The 15,956-nt window shown below is 71.6% G+C and carries 14 protein-coding genes; 5 read left to right on the forward strand and 9 right to left on the reverse strand.

Going from position 1 to position 15,956, the window contains the following annotated elements:
• Positions 1-40 precede the first annotated feature (40 nt).
• The 6 genes from AB0C76_RS19995 to AB0C76_RS20020 all read right to left on the reverse strand — a co-directional run bounded on the left by AB0C76_RS19995 (position 41) and on the right by AB0C76_RS20020 (position 8,204).
• Positions 41-670, reverse strand: a complete 630-nt coding sequence (locus AB0C76_RS19995) for a DedA family protein (protein ID WP_359966800.1) — start codon at positions 668-670, stop codon at positions 41-43.
• A gap of 96 nt (positions 671-766) precedes the next feature.
• Positions 767-1,957, reverse strand: coding sequence for a hypothetical protein (locus tag AB0C76_RS20000; RefSeq protein WP_359966803.1), 1,191 nt, complete (start codon positions 1,955-1,957; stop codon positions 767-769).
• A gap of 98 nt (positions 1,958-2,055) precedes the next feature.
• Complete coding sequence (locus tag AB0C76_RS20005; RefSeq protein WP_359966806.1) at positions 2,056-3,798, reverse strand: Ig domain-containing protein; 1,743 nt, start codon at positions 3,796-3,798, stop codon at positions 2,056-2,058.
• 273 nt (positions 3,799-4,071) lie between these two features.
• Positions 4,072-5,235 (reverse strand): low temperature requirement protein A, encoded by a 1,164-nt coding sequence (locus tag AB0C76_RS20010; protein WP_359966809.1) that lies wholly within the window; start codon positions 5,233-5,235, stop codon positions 4,072-4,074.
• Between the two features lie 82 nt (positions 5,236-5,317).
• Positions 5,318-6,394 carry a hypothetical protein gene (locus AB0C76_RS20015; protein ID WP_359966905.1) on the reverse strand — a complete coding sequence of 359 codons (1,077 nt, stop codon included), beginning with the start codon at positions 6,392-6,394 and terminating at the stop codon, positions 5,318-5,320.
• Positions 6,395-6,434: 40 nt separating this feature from the next.
• Positions 6,435-8,204: a polysaccharide deacetylase family protein gene (locus tag AB0C76_RS20020; RefSeq protein WP_359966812.1), complete on the reverse strand. Its 1,770-nt coding sequence runs from the start codon at positions 8,202-8,204 to the stop codon at positions 6,435-6,437.
• A gap of 696 nt (positions 8,205-8,900) precedes the next feature.
• On the opposite strand from AB0C76_RS20020, the gene AB0C76_RS20025 reads away from it, so the two are divergent.
• From AB0C76_RS20025 to AB0C76_RS20035, 3 genes are all read left to right on the forward strand, one after another.
• Positions 8,901-10,154 carry a glycosyltransferase gene (locus AB0C76_RS20025; RefSeq protein WP_359966815.1) on the forward strand — a complete coding sequence of 418 codons (1,254 nt, stop codon included), beginning with the start codon at positions 8,901-8,903 and terminating at the stop codon, positions 10,152-10,154.
• Positions 10,155-10,322: 168 nt separating this feature from the next.
• Positions 10,323-11,519: a UDP-N-acetylglucosamine 2-epimerase (non-hydrolyzing) gene (gene wecB, locus AB0C76_RS20030; RefSeq protein WP_359966818.1), complete on the forward strand. Its 1,197-nt coding sequence runs from the start codon at positions 10,323-10,325 to the stop codon at positions 11,517-11,519.
• Positions 11,516-12,184 carry a calcium-binding protein gene (locus AB0C76_RS20035; protein WP_359966821.1) on the forward strand — a complete coding sequence of 223 codons (669 nt, stop codon included), beginning with the start codon at positions 11,516-11,518 and terminating at the stop codon, positions 12,182-12,184. Before wecB ends, AB0C76_RS20035 begins: the two co-directional genes overlap by 4 nt.
• A 22-nt stretch (positions 12,185-12,206) precedes the next feature.
• On the opposite strand, the gene AB0C76_RS20040 is transcribed toward AB0C76_RS20035, so the two are convergent.
• Entirely contained in the window at positions 12,207-12,923 is a 717-nt protein-coding gene (locus AB0C76_RS20040) for an SDR family oxidoreductase (protein ID WP_359966824.1), read from the reverse strand.
• Positions 12,924-13,083: 160 nt separating this feature from the next.
• Between AB0C76_RS20040 and AB0C76_RS20045 the strand changes: the two genes are divergently transcribed.
• Together AB0C76_RS20045 and AB0C76_RS20050 are read left to right on the forward strand one after the other, a co-directional pair.
• Entirely contained in the window at positions 13,084-14,088 is a 1,005-nt protein-coding gene (locus AB0C76_RS20045) for an Lrp/AsnC family transcriptional regulator (protein ID WP_359966827.1), read from the forward strand.
• A gap of 72 nt (positions 14,089-14,160) precedes the next feature.
• Complete coding sequence (locus AB0C76_RS20050) at positions 14,161-14,745, forward strand: hypothetical protein (protein ID WP_359966830.1); 585 nt, start codon at positions 14,161-14,163, stop codon at positions 14,743-14,745.
• A 102-nt stretch (positions 14,746-14,847) separates the two neighbouring features.
• On the opposite strand, the gene AB0C76_RS20055 is transcribed toward AB0C76_RS20050, so the two are convergent.
• Together AB0C76_RS20055 and AB0C76_RS20060 are read right to left on the reverse strand one after the other, a co-directional pair.
• Entirely contained in the window at positions 14,848-15,480 is a 633-nt protein-coding gene (locus tag AB0C76_RS20055; protein WP_359966908.1) for a TetR/AcrR family transcriptional regulator C-terminal domain-containing protein, read from the reverse strand.
• Positions 15,452-15,829, reverse strand: coding sequence for a hypothetical protein (locus AB0C76_RS20060; RefSeq protein ID WP_359966832.1), 378 nt, complete (start codon positions 15,827-15,829; stop codon positions 15,452-15,454). The genes AB0C76_RS20055 and AB0C76_RS20060 overlap by 29 nt, the downstream gene beginning before the upstream one ends.
• Between the last annotated feature and the right edge of the window lie 127 nt (positions 15,830-15,956).

The following is a 15,956-nucleotide window of genomic DNA, read 5'->3' on the forward strand; positions in this document are numbered from 1 at the left end:
CGCACCCTCGCCGGTGTGCCCCGAGGAGCGGGAGCAGGCCTCAGTCCTTCTCGTCGCGGTCCCGCGCACGGCGCCTGCGGAGGTGCCACACGACGACGGCGATGATGACGAGGGCGGCCAGCGTGATCGCCGCGACGCGGCCCGCGAGGCCCTCGACCCGGCGGTAGGCGGCACCGGCGGAGTAGCCGAGGAGGGTGCAGCCGATGCCCCAGGCGATGCCGCCGACGGCGTTGTAGAACAGGAAGCGGCGGTAGGGCATGCGGGAGGTGCCCGCCAGCGCGGGCACCATCGTGCGGAGGAAGGCGATGAACCGGCCGAAGAAGACGGCGGCCGAACCGCGCCGGCTCATGAAGTCCCGTGCCCTGTCGATCCGTTCCTCGTGTCGGCGCAGCGCGCGCGTGTGCAGGAGGGACGGCCCGAAGCGGCGGCCGATCTCGTAGCCGACGGAGTCGCCGAGGATGGCGGCGCCGACGACGGCGACCGTGATCCACGCGAGCGAGACCTTGCCCTGGTGGGCGAGGAGGCCACCGAGGATGGCCGAGGTCTCACCGGGGACGACGAAGCCGACGAAACCCACGAAGATCGCGTCCTCGGCGAACACGAGCGCCGCGACGACCGCGTACACCACCGGTCCGGACAGCCCGCGCAGCCAGTCGGTGATCACGTTCATCGGCGCACCCCGCTGCGGATCACCCTCCCATGATCCCGCCGGAAGGCTCCGGCCGCCCACAACCGCACGGGGTGACGGCGCCGTGACCTTCGGTCCTCAGCGTGCCGGGCGCCTGCCCTTGCGGTGGTCCTGCTTCGGGAGGATCTGCCCGAGCATCGTCGGTCCCGAGGGTTCGCTGCGCGCGGGCGCCTCCGGGAGCGGCGTCTCGCCCTCGAAGACGAAGGTCCGGCCGCTGATCTCGACCCACACGGACTCGTGCAGCAGCAGCCGCTGCCCGCGCCGCAGCTGCCACGTCCGCCCGGGCCTGACCTCCCGCTCCGTGCCGTCGGCCGAGCGGACCCGGCAGCCGTTGGTGCTCGTGTCGTGCGCCTCCAGGACGCCGTCGTGGCAGGCCAGCCGGACGTGCGAGCGGCTGACGAGGTGGGTGGCCGCGCCGGTGAGCCACGGGCCGATCAGGACGGCCCGCTGCCCCTTGCGGGCGACCGGGTCGCGTCCGACGACGACGTCGTGACCGGCCACGACCACGACGCGCGTCTGCACCTCGTCGTTCACGTGGATCTTGACCTCGACCTGACTCGGGCGCGGCCCGCGGTCGATCAGCGGCAGCCGGTGCGTCGGGCAGACCGCCCGGCCCCGGTCGTGCCGCGGCAGCGCCTGTCCCGCTCCCGTCCGGCGCCCGCCCTCGAAGAGCCGGCAGCCGCGCTCCGGGCAGCGCCAGAGCCGTTCGAGGAACTCGCGACGCGGGCCGCTGCCGGTGCGCCGGTCGATCATCCCGGCGGAGAGCAGCAGGCGTTCTTCTTCCTTGCGCGTGATCTGCCAGTCCTCCGGCACGGGCATGACCCGCCCGACGATGCCCACCCGGCCGCCGGGAAGGGGGACGGGCTTCACGAAGCGGTCGCGGTTGCCGGAGATCCACGGGTAGCGGCGGTGGAACTCGACGAAGCCGTCGTCGCTCACGACCGAGACGCCGGAGAGGTCGGCGATCTCTATCAGCCGGTCGTCCGCGACCGTGCGCGGCTCCATCAGCCCGGCGTCGACCCAGTCGCGCAGCTGCGCCCGCTCGGCCCGGGTGAGGTAGGCGTCGGTGAGCAGCGAGTCGTCGACGACGGCGTAGATCTGCAGGGTGTGGTCGCCCACGTGGGAGGCCAGCGCGCGGCACAGCGCGGTGAGCCGCTCCAGGTCGGCCTTCCGGGAGCTCAGGAGGGCGTCGTCGCGGACGACGTTGGAGACGTCGACGACGAAGTCGGCCGAGGCCGGGTCCAGCGTCAGGAATGGCTCCGCAGACATGGGCCGAGGCTAGCAGCGACGGTGTTGAGCCGCCGTCAATGTCGCGGACTCTCCAGCCGGTTGTCCTCCTTCTCGGAAGGAGGACAACCGGTCCCGGATCACGCCACGTTGACGGCGGTGTCGTCGAGGACGAAGGAGGTCTGCTTGGTGTAGTCCTCCGAGCCGCTGAACTTGAGGGTCACGCTCTGCCCGGCGTACGCGGACAGGTTGAGGGTGTGCTGCTGGTAGCCGGCGGCCGCGTTGACGTTCGAGTAGGTCGCCAGGGTGGTGCCGTTCGCGGTCACCGTCAGCTTGTCGAAGGCGGTGGTGCTGCTCGCGGCGGTGTCGATGTGCAGCCAGAAGCTGAGGTTGTAGGTGCTGCAGCCGGCCGGGAGGGTCACGGTCTGGGCGAGGGTGTCGGTGTTGGTGCTGCCGTACCCGTCGAGCCAGGCGTCGTACGTGCCGGAGTGCGGCGGCTCGCTGGAGCTGCTGTTGATGGAGCTGGTGCCGCTGGTGTTGGTCTCGGTCCAGCCGGCCGTCGAACCGGCCTCGAAGCCCGGGTTGGCGAGCAGCTGGGCGGCGGTGCAGCCGCTGCCGCCGCCGGCGGGCTGGACGGTCCAGGTGAAGGTGACGGAGGAGGACGGGCCGGTGGAGTCGGTCGCGGTGGCCGTGACGGAGTAGGTGCCGGCGGTGGTGGGCGTGCCGCTGATCAGACCGGTCGTGGCGTTGACGCCCAGGCCGGCGGGCAGGCCGGAGGCGGCGTAGGTCAGGGTGCCGCCGGCCGTGTCGGTGGCGGACAGCTGGACGCTGGTGGCCGTCCCGGCGGTGGCGGTACGGGCACCAGGGTTGGTGAGGGTGACGCTGCCGGTGGTGCCGCCGCTGCCGCTGCCGGCGAGCCAGGCGGTGGCGTTCAGGCCGAGTGCGGCGTCGGTGCCCGCGGGGTCGTTCCAGCCGTCGTAGACGGTCTTGCCGGGCTCGCCGGTGCCGTCGTCGATGGTGGAGCTGTCGCCCCAGATGGCGACGCGTCCCTTGCCGAAGCTGCTGGTGGCGAAGAACGCGCCGGTGGTGCCGGAGTAGCCGGTGCGGTAGACGATGCCCTTGACGGAGGGGTTGTCGGCGGGCTTGAGGGTGAAGGTGGTGCCGTTGCGGATGATGCTGCCGGTGACGGTGCCGAAGGGGCCGTGCAGGACGGGGTCGGCGGCGTCGCTGATCGCGGTCGGGTTGTCGGTCTGGATGTTGAGCAGGTCGATCGAGAGCCCGAACGGGTCCTTGCTGTTGACCGAGTTGGTGGTCATCAGGTCGTTGAGGATGGCCGGGGAGTCCCAGCCGTCGTTGTTGCGGTCGCTGCCGGTGTGGTCCGAGATGAGGAAGAGGCCGCCGCCGTTCTGGACGAACGTCATGACGGCGGTCTTCTCGGAGTCGCTGAGCCGGATGTTCGGCTCGGGCAGGACGAACTCGTCGAAGTTCGCGAGGTCCAGCGCGCCGCCGGTGCCGTAGGTGATGGTGGAGCCGCTCGGCAGCGTCTTGAGGCTGTACTGGCCGGTCTTCTGGAGGGCGACGCCCCAGCTGGAGATGGCACCCGTCCAGTCGGTCTCCGACTGGGGGTTGGCGTTCTCCGCGAGCGGGTCCGGCTGGCTGGTGCTGATGATCCAGTCCGCGTTGCCGGCGGTCTCCGCCTTGCTGTCGTCGAACAGGACGCGGTGCTGCGCGGTCGCGGCGGGGGCCGCGGCCGTCGCGGTCGTGGCGTTCGCCGTGGTCGTCGCCGCGGCGGCCCGGTGGGGGACGGCGCTCGATCCCGCGAGGACGGTCAGGACGACCGCCCCCAGGGCGACGGGGCGGATGGCGTCGAGGCGTCTGAGCATGGGTCAAGTCCTCCGTGCAGTGGGGGTACAGGGGGCGGTGCTACGCGCGTAGGCGCGCCGGACACCGTTCCATGATGGGGTAAGCGGCGCTTGAACGGAACGCGACGAATCAACGTTCCGCATCGCCTCCACATCCCCATAAACGGAACCCGCACTGCCACAAGCCCGTCAGGGCACCGGACGGAACGCCGAGATGGCCGGACTGGTCGTGGGCCTCGACAGCATGCCGAGCCGTGGACCGCCCGTCCCCGCGGTCACGAGGGACCCGGCCGGTCAGCCGTCACCCAGGACGCCGCTGCGGCGGGCGACGCTGCGGTGGCGGGCGAGTTTGGCCAGGGCGAACACCACCAGGGCCGCGCAGCCCACCGCGCCCCAGGCGGGGAGGAACACCGAGGCGGGTGCCAGGCCGGCCAGGGTGAGGAGCAGGGCGGGCAGGTACCAGCCGAGGACGGTTCGCGGGCGGTCGCCGTAGCGCAGCGAGATGGCGGCGTTGGCGGTGTAGAAGGCGAGGACGCCGCCGCACAACGCCCAGCGGGCGCCCACCGGCAGGTGGTGCGTGGGCGAGGCCACCGCGGTGCCGAGGGCGGCGGCGATGACGGTCACACCGGAGACCAGGACGAACGGGAGGTACATCACCGTGTCGCGGATGGCCCGGTCGGACCGTTCGGCCTGGACGTGGGCGAGTCCCCGCGCCGCCTCCGCCGTGCCCCAGACGAAGAAGACCAGCGCGAGTTCGGCGACCACGACGAAGGCCAGCAGCGCCGTCGCCCCCGACGCCCGGGTGAAGTGGACGGACAGGGTGACGCCGATGGTGTAGACGCTCTCGCCGAGCACGATGACGACGAACAGGCTGATCCGCTCGACGAGGTGCTCGACCGACAGCCGGGCGTAGAACTCGGCGCTGATCCCGGCGCGCACCGAGAGCAGCACGACCTCCAGCGCCGTCGCCGCGCCCCACAGGACGAACCTCCCCGGCCCCGGCACGGCGGCGGAGACCGCCCAGAGCACCGCGGGCAGGAGGCAGTAGAGGACGGGCCGCCAGACGGGCAGCGGGCTCCCGGGCCGCCGCGCCCGGTCGAGCCAGATCGCGAAGAACCCCAGCCGGACCCACGCCGCACCCAACGCGTACGCCCACGCCCGCGATCCGAGCCCCTCCGGCGCCGCCGCGGCCATCAGCCCGAGCGCGGGCATCGTCCCGAGGAGCAGCGCCTGGCCGCGGGGGCGGTCCGAGCCGACCACGTTGATCGTCACCGTGAGGTTCGCCCACGCCCACCAGGCCGGGAAGAACAGCACGAGGAACGTGCCGAACTCCTTCGCCCCGGGGTCGCCGTGCAGCCCCTGGGCGAGGACGCTCACCACGACCACGAACACCAGGTCGAAGAACAGCTCGAACCAGCCGGCCCGCTGTTCCTGTGGAGTCTCCTCGTGCTCCTGCATGCGACCACTCTGCCCGCCCGGCGCCGCCCCCGCCCGCCGCGGCGCTCCGGCCGCTTCCGAGCGCCTTACCCGCCCGACGGCGTCACCCTGCCTGGGCCCACCACTTCTTCAGTACGTCCTCCGCGGGCTTCCCGTGGGGCGTGTACGCGAGCTTCTTCTTCGTCTCGCCGCTGTCGGGCCAGTCGTCCCACATCCACCAGCAGACGCCGGCCCACCAGGGCTTACCGTCGAAGGTGGCGAGCAACGCCTCGTAGGCGGCGGCCTGTTCGGCATCGCCGTCGCGCTTGCTGACGGTCCAGGAGTAGGGGGCGGTGGTGGTGCCGCGCTGGCTGACGTAGCCGGCCTCGGTGAAGAGGATCTTCCGCTGCTGGCTCTGGGAGAACGCGGCGAGCTCGTCGGCGATGGGCTGCCACGCCTGGCGCAGCTGGGCCGGGTCGGTCGTCGCCTTGTCGGTCAGCGGCCAGTAGGCGTCGACGCCGATGACGTCGAGGTCCTTCCAGAAGGGGACCTTCCGGTACTCGTCGTAGTTGGCGGCGTACGTCAGCGGGCCCTTGAAGCGGTCGCGGACGGCGGCGATGACCCTGCTCCAGTGCGCGCCGTCCTGGGAGGTGCCGGCGAGTTCGGTGCCGACGGCGAGCTGGTCGACGCCGTTGTCGGTGGCGAGTTGGGCGTAGTGGGTGATGAAGCCCTGGTAGGCGGTGAACCAGGCGTCCGGGTCGGACGGCCTGATCTCGGCGCGGTCGCCGCCCTTGGTCAGGTCGACGTGGGGCTTGATCATCGTCTTGAGGCCCGCGTCGTGGGCGAGGCGGATGATGTTGCGCAGGCCGTCGTCGGCGGCGGTCTCGTCGGTGGTGCGCATGGCGGAGTCGGTGACACGGTCCTGGTACCAGGTGGGGGTGAAGGTCACCCACCGGGTGCCGGTGGCGGCGATCTGCTGGAGGTAGGTCGCGGCCTGCGGGCTGTCGTAGTCGTCGGTGTTCCACGAGGGGAGCGTCATGCCGCGCATCTCGCTCGTCTTCCCGTCGTCGGGTCGGCCGGTCGCTGCGCCGGCCGAGGGGCCGGGCTTGGGCTTGTCCTCGTCGTCGCCGGACTCCGCGGAGCATCCGGCGGCGACGAAGAGGACGGCCAGCGCCGAGAGGGCGGCGGCCGCCCTCTTCATCGGGTTCACTGCTGAGAGCTCCTCACCTGTTCCGGGCCGCTCAGTTGGCGAGGTCCGTCGGGCCGACGAAGGTGTAGCCGAGGGCCCTGATGCCGTCGATCGTCTGCTGGAGCGGCGCCACGTCGTAGTACGGGTGGTAGAAGAAGCTGGCCACGCCGTCGCGGACGGCCAGGTTGGCCCTGGCCGAGTTGATCAGGTCGGCCGGGAGCCGTGCCGGGTGGTTGTTGACGGGCACGGGCTCGTAGTTGCCGATGTTCTCGGGGAGCACGGTCGTACCGTAGACGTCCTTGACCGCGTACGGGAAGAACTGCCCGATGTAGCGGCCGGGGTTCACGGGTGCGCCGCTCAGCGTTCCGGCGAAGTACAGCGGACGCTCCAGCCGGGCCGTGTAGTTCTGGCCGAAGACCCGGTAGTCGGCGGCCGAGGCGGCGTAGTGCGGGGTGGTCCAGAGGGCGGGCCTGGGCAGGCCGGCCGCGGCGAAGCCGGCGAGGGCGGCGGTCACCCGGGACTGGGCCCAGGCGGTGGAGTCCTCGGCGGGCGGCCCGTCGTAGACGACGTTGTCGGCGGCGTCGACGTGCGAGCGGAAGAACTCGAAGTCGTCGGCCGTGACGCCGGTGTACGGGTTGTTGACGTTGCTGTACTGGTGCGTGTAGCCGTGGTTCATGAGGACGGCGCCGTGCGCGAGCATGTACTGGAGCGCGGCGACGACGTCCGGGGCCTGGGCCAGGGTGACGGTCTGGGGCGTGCCGTTGTCGTAGACGCCCCGGGGGTCGGTGTAGACGGGGATGACGTTGATCCCGTAGGGGATGTGCTGCGAGGCCAGGTAGTCGGCCATGGTGCGCAGTTCGGTCGGGTCCGATCCGGGGCTGATGTCCTCCAGCCGCACGAACGCGCGGTGGCGCTCGGTGGTCGCCGGGGCGAGGGCGTCGAAGAGGAGGTCCTCGAAGGCGACCACGCGGTCCGACTCGGACACGTAGGCGAAGGGGATCTCGCCGACGTACGTCAGGTTGGCGGAGCGGATCGCCCACGGCGTGACGGCCCCGGTGGAGGCGTCCGTGGCCAGCGCGAGCTGGGAGACCTGCGGGTAGCCGGCCCCGGACAGGGCGGGGTGGAGCACGCCGCCGTCCGCGCCCGCGGGGATCTTCCGGGTCAGCGTCCGGCCCTTGTACGCGACCTGGTTGATGGTGCCCACGCTGCCGTTGGTCGAGAAGTAGGAGTTGGTCGGGTCCCAGCCGTACTTCTTCTTGAAGTTCTCGATGCCGACGGCGTTGGCCATGTTCCAGACGTTGTCGCCGATCCAGTCGACCGGCTTGGCGGTCGTCATCACGTCCTGGTAGAACGCTGGCGGGACGGCATCCGGGATGGAGCCGCCGTAGTACGTCGAGCCGACGTAGAAGGTGGCCGAGTACTGCTCCACCATGCCGGGGGCGTACGCGGAGACCGGCTTGGCGGTGACGGTACCGAAGTGGCCGGCGAGGTTGGCGGTCGCCATGGCGTAGAGCTCGCCGAGGTAGCCGTAGGGGCCGGTGGTGTCGTACAGGACGAGGGCCGACGTGCCAGCCGACACGGCCGGGGCCTGCACGGACGGGCGCTCGGCTGTGGCCTTGGGAGCCGGGGTGACGGTCAGCCGGTGCGACCGGCGCATGCTGTCGTTCGCCCGTTGGGCGGCGCTCCAGGCCGTCAGGTCCTCGGAGCCGGACGCGGCGCTCACGCCTTTGGGCCCGTCGGACGACCCTGCAGGCCTGCCGTCGCCGGCCGCCGCCTCGGCACCGGTGGAAAGTCCGACGCCGCCGAGCAGGGCGGTGACCACGGTCAGAATGACCGGGACCCGGGCAAACGGAATTCTCCCTCTCGCATTGCTCATTGCTGTCCCCCCTGATTCATGGATTTGCCGGTCCCTCACCCCAGGCACCCCCCGGTGAATCTGGTGAAGACATGGCAAGGCACAGCGGCGAAGCCCCGGCATTCCGCCGATTCTCACGCCGGGCCAGAAGAGTGTCAACAGGATTCCATGGTCCGGACCATGCATTCTTCGGCGGCCGGCTCCGCCCGAACGGACCCACGGCCACGACGCGGGACGCGGCCCCTTCGATGGCACCACATTCGGCCAATCTCCGCCCCTCGGCCTGCGTCGATCAAGCGATCAGCGGCACACCGAACGTCCGGTCGAAACAGCCCACCGCCGTTCCACGGAATTTAATATTCCGATTCAAGGCGTTCCACGATCACACGTTTAGGATGCTTGTCATCTGATAGCCTCCGAACGCACGCCTCAGACCGACAGGCGTGCTGAAATCCGGGGGGATCTCATGTACGGAAAACCCGCTCTGGGGATAGTCCTGCCCTTGGCAGGACTGATGGCGGCCCCAGAAGTTCTGCCGGGCATACCCTTCGCCAGGGGACTGCAGGAGGCGGCCGGTGCCGGATTCCTGCTCTACTGTTCGATAGCCACCGTTCTCCTGCTGACCAAGTTCTGGTTCGCTCTCCGAAACTCCGGTGATCGCCGGTGATCACGGAGGTTCTTCTCTGGTCGAGCGTCGCCATCATCGTGATGGCGGGCTGCTACAACGCCGCCCTCTTCGTACTCTCCAGGCGCCGGGTCCGCAACGACCACGGTCCGCACGCCGAGCGTCTCTACGTCTTCCTCCTCGCCTGCCTGAACGAGGAGAAGGTCCTCGCCGAGAGCCTGGCCCGGATCACCTCGCTGCCGGCCGCCGACTTCATGGCGCTGGTCATCGACGACGCGTCCGACGACCGCACCGCGGAGATCGCCCGCGCCGCCGACCCCGCCCGGGTCAAGCTGCTCCAGCGGCACCTGCCCGACGCCCGCAGGGGCAAGGGCGCCGCCCTCAACGCCGGCATCCGGCACCTGCGGGAGTCCGGCATCCTGGACGGCCGCGACCCGGGCGAGGTCATCGTCTGCGTCGTGGACGCCGACGGGCGCCTCGACCCGCACGTCGTCCAGGCCGTCGACCCGTACTTCGACGACCCGCGCACCGGCGCCACCCAGATCGGCGTGCGCATGTACAACCGTCGACAGGGCCTGCTCGCCCGCCTCCAGGACATGGAGTTCGTCATCTACGGCGACATCTTCCAGTCCGCCCGCCGCTACTTCGGCAGCGTCGGCATGGGCGGCAACGGGCAGTTCATGCGGCTCTCCGCACTCGACACCCTCTGCGGCGAGGACGGCTCGGGGCCCTGGAGCGACTCCCTGACCGAGGACCTCGACCTCGGGGTGCGCCTCATCGCCCGCGGCTGGACCAACCACCACTGCACCACCGCCGCCGTCTCCCAGCAGGCCGTGCTCGACGTGCGGCGGCTGGTGCGCCAGCGCTCCCGCTGGTTCCAGGGCCACCTGCAGTCGGCCCGGCTGGTCCCGCTGATCCTGCGCGAAGTGCCCACGAAGCCCGCGATCGACCTGCTGTACCACCTCTCCAGCCCCGTGCTGATCCTGCTCACCTCCCTGCTTCCGCTGTCCTTCGTCATCGCCACGGGTGGCGTCCTCCTCGGCTCCGTCGAGGCCGGGCACCCGCTGGTGTCGCCCATGTGGATCATCGGCCCGTACGTCCTGTCCTTCACCGCGGCGTACGCCTACGGCTGGGTCTACTTCCGGCGCGAGCGCGGGCTCGGTCTCGTCCGCGCGGTCCTGCTCTCCCACGTGTTCGTCGTCTACGGCTACATCTGGTTCGCCGCCGGATGGTGGGGCCTGTGGCGCATGCTCACCGGCAAGCAGACCTGGCTCAAGACCGCGCGCACCTGACGCACACCCGCTCTGCCCTCAACACCCTCCACGCGCACGGCGAGCAGCACACGCGTGCGTGGAGGTGTCCACGCACGCGCCCACGCATGACCTTCCACGCACGCACGTGCGGAACACCTGTGCGGAAAACCCTCCCTGCCCCTCGGCAGGCACCCTCTTTGGAGACTCATGTCCCCGAACACGAACACCACACCCGTCCGCGCCATGCTCGTCCTCGGCACCCGCCCGGAGGCGATCAAACTCGCGCCGGTCGTCCGCGCCATGGCCGCCTCCCCGCATTTCGAGCCCCTGGTCGTCTCGACCGGCCAGCACCGCGAGATGCTCCGGCAGATGCTCGAACTGCTCCAGGTCGAGGCGAAGTTCGAGCTCGACGTGATGAGAGAGCGGCAGGAGCTGTCCAAGCTGACGGCCCGTCTGGTCGAGGGCCTGGGCGAGGTCGTCCACGCCGAACGCCCGGACCTCGTCGTCGTCCAGGGCGACACCACCTCCGCCCTCACCGGCGCCCTCGCCGCCTTCTACGAGCACGTCCCCGTCGCCCATGTGGAGGCCGGGCTGCGCACCGGGGTGGCGGACAACCCCTTCCCCGAGGAACTCAACCGCCGCCTCATCGGCCGCATCGCCCGCTGGCACTTCGCGCCCACCCCCCGCGCCGCCGGGCACCTCACCGCCGAAGGCGTCCCGGAGGCGGAGGTGTTCGTCACCGGCAACACCGTCATCGACAACCTGCTGTGGGTGCTCGAACAGGGCGCCGGCCGCGACCACTTCGAGAGCAGCGGCCCGCGCCGCGTCCTGGTCACCCTGCACCGACGCGAGAACCAGGGCGACAAGATGCGCGCCATGGGCAGGGCCCTGCGCCGGCTCGCCGACCGCGGCGACGTCGAGCTCGTGCTACCGCTCCACAAGAGCCCCGCCGTCCGCGAGGCACTCCTGCCCGAACTGTCCGGCCACTGCGCCATCCGCATCGTCGAACCGCTCGACTACGCCGACTTCTCCGCCACCCTGGCCGGCTGCGACCTCGTCCTGACCGACTCCGGCGGCATCCAGGAGGAGGCCCCCACCCTCGGCAAGCCCACCCTCGTGCTGCGCACCACCACCGAGCGGCCCGAGGCCGTGGAGGCCGGCGCGGCCCAACTCGTGGGCACGGAACCGCACGTGATCCTGGACGCCGCCATGCGTCTGCTGGACGACCACGACGCGTACCGGCGCATGGCGAGGGCCGGAAACCCCTTCGGGGACGGGCACGCCACCGCGCGGATCCTGGCCCAACTCGCCGAGGACTTCGGCGTCGACGCCGACCCGGCGCCCGCACCGGCCCCCCTCGCCGTCCCCCAGCCCGAGGGCCCGGAGTCATACTCGACGGCATGACGAGAGTTCACCGGCTCCTCACCGTCGTCCTCCTCTCCGCCGCCGCGCTGGCGGGGCTCGCCTTCGCGGTGAGCGCCATCCGGGGGGACGAGTACGGGGAGCCGGTGCGGCCGTGGACCGACGGTTCGGTCCACGGCCCCTGGCGGTCGGTCTTCGACGGCCACGGCGAGAACACCGGTTTCACGAAGGGCCTGGCCCTCTCCCCCCAGCCGGCGCGGCGCACGGACGAGACCCACGCCGGACTGATCGTCTCCACCCGGCAGTACGGGGACATGACCCTCCGGGCCCGCATGCGCACGATCGCCCAACTGCGCACGCCCACGCCCAACCCCTGGGAGGTGGCGTGGCTGGTGTGGGCGTACACCGACCCGGACCACTTCTACTACCTCATCCTCAAGCCCAACGGCTGGGAACTCGGCAAGCGCGACCCCGCCTACCCCGGCGGCCAGCGCTTCCTGGCGACGGCCGCCGAGGGGTTCCCCGTGGGCGACTGGTCCGGCGTCCGGGTGGTCCAGAGCGGTGCCCACCTGGTCGTGAGCGTCGACGGCAAGGGCCTGGTCTCCTACGACGACGAGGAACGCCCGTACCTGAGCGGCAGCGTCGGCGCCTACACCGAGGACGCCCAGGCGGTGTTCAGCGACATCGCGGTGGAGCCGACGCAGTAGCGTTCCTCCCGCCGTGCCGGGCCTACCAGGGGACGGTCCGGCCGAAGCGGTCCAGGTACGCCAGGCCGGGCGTGCCCAGCCGGGACAGCAGGACGTCGACGACCGGCGGGACGGTCTCCTCGATCGTGAACGGCGCGTCCGGACCGCCCAGGGCGGTGCGGATCCAGCCCGGCGCCATGAGCACGACCGCGCGCCCCGTCCCACCCTGCCGGGCCGCGAAGCTCCGCAGGAACATGTTCAGGGCCGCCTTGCTCGCCCGGTAGACCTCCCGGCCTCCGGTCGTGTTGTTCGTGATGCTGCCCTGCCCGGAGGACATCGCCCCGATCAGCCCCGCCGGGGAGACCAGGTCCTCCAGGGCCTCGATGACGCGCAGGGGGCCGAGCGCGTTGGTCACCATGACGTCGACGAAGTCGGCCGTCGACACCGAACCCGCCGGTGTGTGCTCGTCGTTGGCCGTGCCGGCGTTGACGAAGAGCACGTCGAACCGCCGCCGGGCGAGCCGTTCGCGCAGCGGCGGCAGGTGGGCGGGTTCGTTGATGTCGAGGTGCTCGACGGTGACCTTCCCGTCCGCGCGGTCGGCGAGCTCGTGCAGCGGCGTCCTGGCGGCGGTGCCGCGGACGGTGCCGACGACGTGCCAGCCGCGGCTCACGAACTCCGCCGCCATCGCGAGGCCGAGGCCGCGCGACGCGCCGACGAGGAGCGCGGTGGGGGGTTGTTCTTCGATACCGATCGATGACATCTGCAGCGTCATCCCCGTTTCTTCTTCGAGCTTCCGTAGGGGGCCGCAGCAAGCCTCCCGCCGACAGCGCACCGGACGCGAGCCACCGGCCCGGCTTTGTAGGATCGGCGTCATGGCAGGCTTCCTCACGTCCGAATCCTCATCTCCAGACCCCGAAGACGTGCGAATCATTCGCGCTCTGCAGATCGCCCCACGAGCCTCCTTCGCCTCGATCGCCGCCGCCCTCGGCCTGACCGAGGCCACCGTCAACCGCCGCTACCGCCGCCTGCGCGCCGACGGCGTGATCCGCGTGGCCGGTGTGGTCAACCCGGGCGCCCTGGGCCAGAGCCGGTGGCTGGTGCGGCTGCGCTGCCGCCCCGGCAGCGGGCCGGCGATCGCCGACGCGCTCGCCGGGCGCGACGACGTCAACTGGGTGGCCCTCGGCTCCGTCGGCTGCGAGGTCACGTGTGCGACGCAATCCCGGACCCGGGAGCAGCACGACGACCTCCTGGGCCGGCGGCTCCCCCGCACGGCGGCGGTGCTCGACATCAACGCCTTCGCCATGCTCCGCCAGTTCCTCGGAGGTCGCGGCCACTACTGGACCGCCCTCCAGGGCACGCTGACCCCGGCGGAGGAAGCCGCCCTCGGGAGCGGCGAGCCCCCGTTCGCCGAGGCGCCGGTCGTCGCCCGCGAGCCGCTCCTCCTCACCCTCGAGGACGAGAAGCTCCTCGCCGCCCTCGCCGCCGACGGCCGCGCCAGCCTCGTCGACCTCGCCACCGCCGCCGGTCTCACCCCCGGTCGCGCCTCGCGCCGCCTCGACACCCTCCTGCGGCACCGGGCCGTCCACGTCGACGTCGAGATCGCCGCGCCGGCCCTCGGCTACCACGCCCGCGCGAACCTCTGGCTCCGCGTCCATCCGTCCGCCGTGAAGGCCGTGGGCCGCGCGCTCGCCCAGGAGCCCGAGATCGCCTTCGCCGCAGCCGTCTCCGGCCCCTGGAACGTCCACGCCGTCGCCCACTGCCGCGACCTCGACGAGCTGTTCGAGTTCACCTCCGACCGCATCGGCTCCCTCGCCGGCCTGCAGGGCATGGAGGTCTCCCCCGTCCTGAAGCTCGTCAAGCAGGCCGGCACCCGCCTCGTCGGCGACCGCCTCGTCGAACCCCCGACGGCGCGGGGCCGCCGCTGACCCACGGGGAGGGCGGGCGAGCGGCGAAAACCCGTGTGATCACGGGGCACCCGGCCTGTCAGACTGCCCGGTGTGAGCAATTCGAACGCCCTGCCCGTCCTGCGGACCCCCGATCTGCCGACCGCCTACCGCGCCGTCGAGCGGCTGCTGGACCTCGCGATCCCCATGAACTCGTTCAACGTCAGCGCGGAGACGAAGGCCCTCACGCTCGAAGAGGCGCAGCGCATGGCGGCCGCCTTCCCGACGGCCACGATCGCCCCTGACGACCCGTACCGGCCGGAGTCCAACGACGAGGTCCGACGCATGGTCGTGGCGGGGGACCCGAACGTGGCGGCGCTGCTCCCGATCTCACTGATCCTCGAACGGCGGCCGGTCGGGTCGATCGAGGAGGCGTTCTTCGGGGTGGTCGGGTCCGGTCCGGGCTCGATCGACTGGGACCGCTTCAGCTGGCCGGCCGTTCCGGAACTCGGCCTGGCGGTTCGCCACAAGGACGCCTACGTCCAGATCGCACTCAACAGCCGGGACGTGTTCCGTGATGTGCCCGCCGAGGAGCACACGGTCTTCGTCCACTTCCGGCACGGCGACGTCGAGCGCGCCGAATGGCTGGCACACCAGGCCGGGTTGCAGCCGATCGGCCCGGTGGAGTGGGGCTGGTAGGGGTCCCGCTCGCGGCCGGACGGCGGCACTGCGCGCACTGCGCCCGGCCCTCCTGCCGGACCGCGGCCCCACCCTCGTTCCGAGGACGCGCCCGTCGGGTCCTCAGGTGCGGGACCGCGCGCTCTCGATGCCGTCGAGCATCAGGCCGAGCGTGAAGTCGAAGCGGTCATGGGTGGTGCCGGCCGTCAACTCCTCCGCATGGCGCCAGGTGTGGGGGTAGGTGTCGGGGAGGGCGGCGAAGCGGCGCAGCAGTTCCTCGCGTTCGACGACCCAGGCGCCGTCGCCGCGTTCGTGGCGCTTGTCGGCCATGGAGAGCTCAAGGCTGTAGGCGTTCACGTAGAGCATCAGCGAGTCCATGGCCCAGGCGGCGACCTGCGGGGGGATGCCGCCGGCGAGGAGGATGGCGAGCAGGCCCTCGCCGACCCGGAGGGTGTCGAGGTCCGACGGGGCGGCGGCGAAGGCGGCCCGGGAGGTGCCGGGGTAGCGCAGGTACTGGTCGCGCAGCTGGGTGCAGACGCCGGTGATCTGCTGCCGCCACCGGGCCGGGTCCGGCTCCGGGAGGTCGATCCGGGCGCACAGACGGCCGATGAGCAGTTCGTCCAGCTCCTCCTTGTTCACCACGTGCGCGTAGAGCGAGGAGGGCCCGGTCTCCAGGGCGGTCGCGAGGCGCCGCATGGTGAGGGCCTCGAAGCGCCGACGCCCGGCATCACGTGGGCGGCGGGCTGTCCCAGGAATAGGTGTCGGGCCGGTTGTGCGTACCGCCGGAGTTCTGGTCGTGGATGGCCGCGTTCGCGGTGTACGACGTCCCGTCGGCGAAGTCGACCTGGCAGCGCAGGTGAACGGTCTCCCCGCGCATGGTGCCGTGGACGTGCGGGGTGCAGGAGACCGAACCGACCGGCCGATGGTCCTGCGTGGTGATGTGCGACTTCATCGTGTTCTGCAGGGCCACGTAGGCGTCGTTGTTCGGCCCGCAGGCGGCCGCGGTGGCGGCCAGGGCCACGACCGCCGCGGCTGCCCCGGCTGCCCCGGCTGCCCCGGCTGCCCGCGGCAACCGGGCCGGTCCGCGAAGTCGGTCCACGCGCATCGGTGAGCTCCTGATCGCCGGTCGAAGGGAGCCCCGATCGTAGCCCCCGCGCGCGGGGCCCTTCACCGCGCGATTAACCCGACCGGTCCCGCCCGCCCCGTCCGACACACCGCGACCGGCGGACCAT

Source organism: Kitasatospora sp. NPDC048722 (assembly GCF_040650235.1).
GTDB lineage: Bacteria > Actinomycetota > Actinomycetes > Streptomycetales > Streptomycetaceae > Kitasatospora.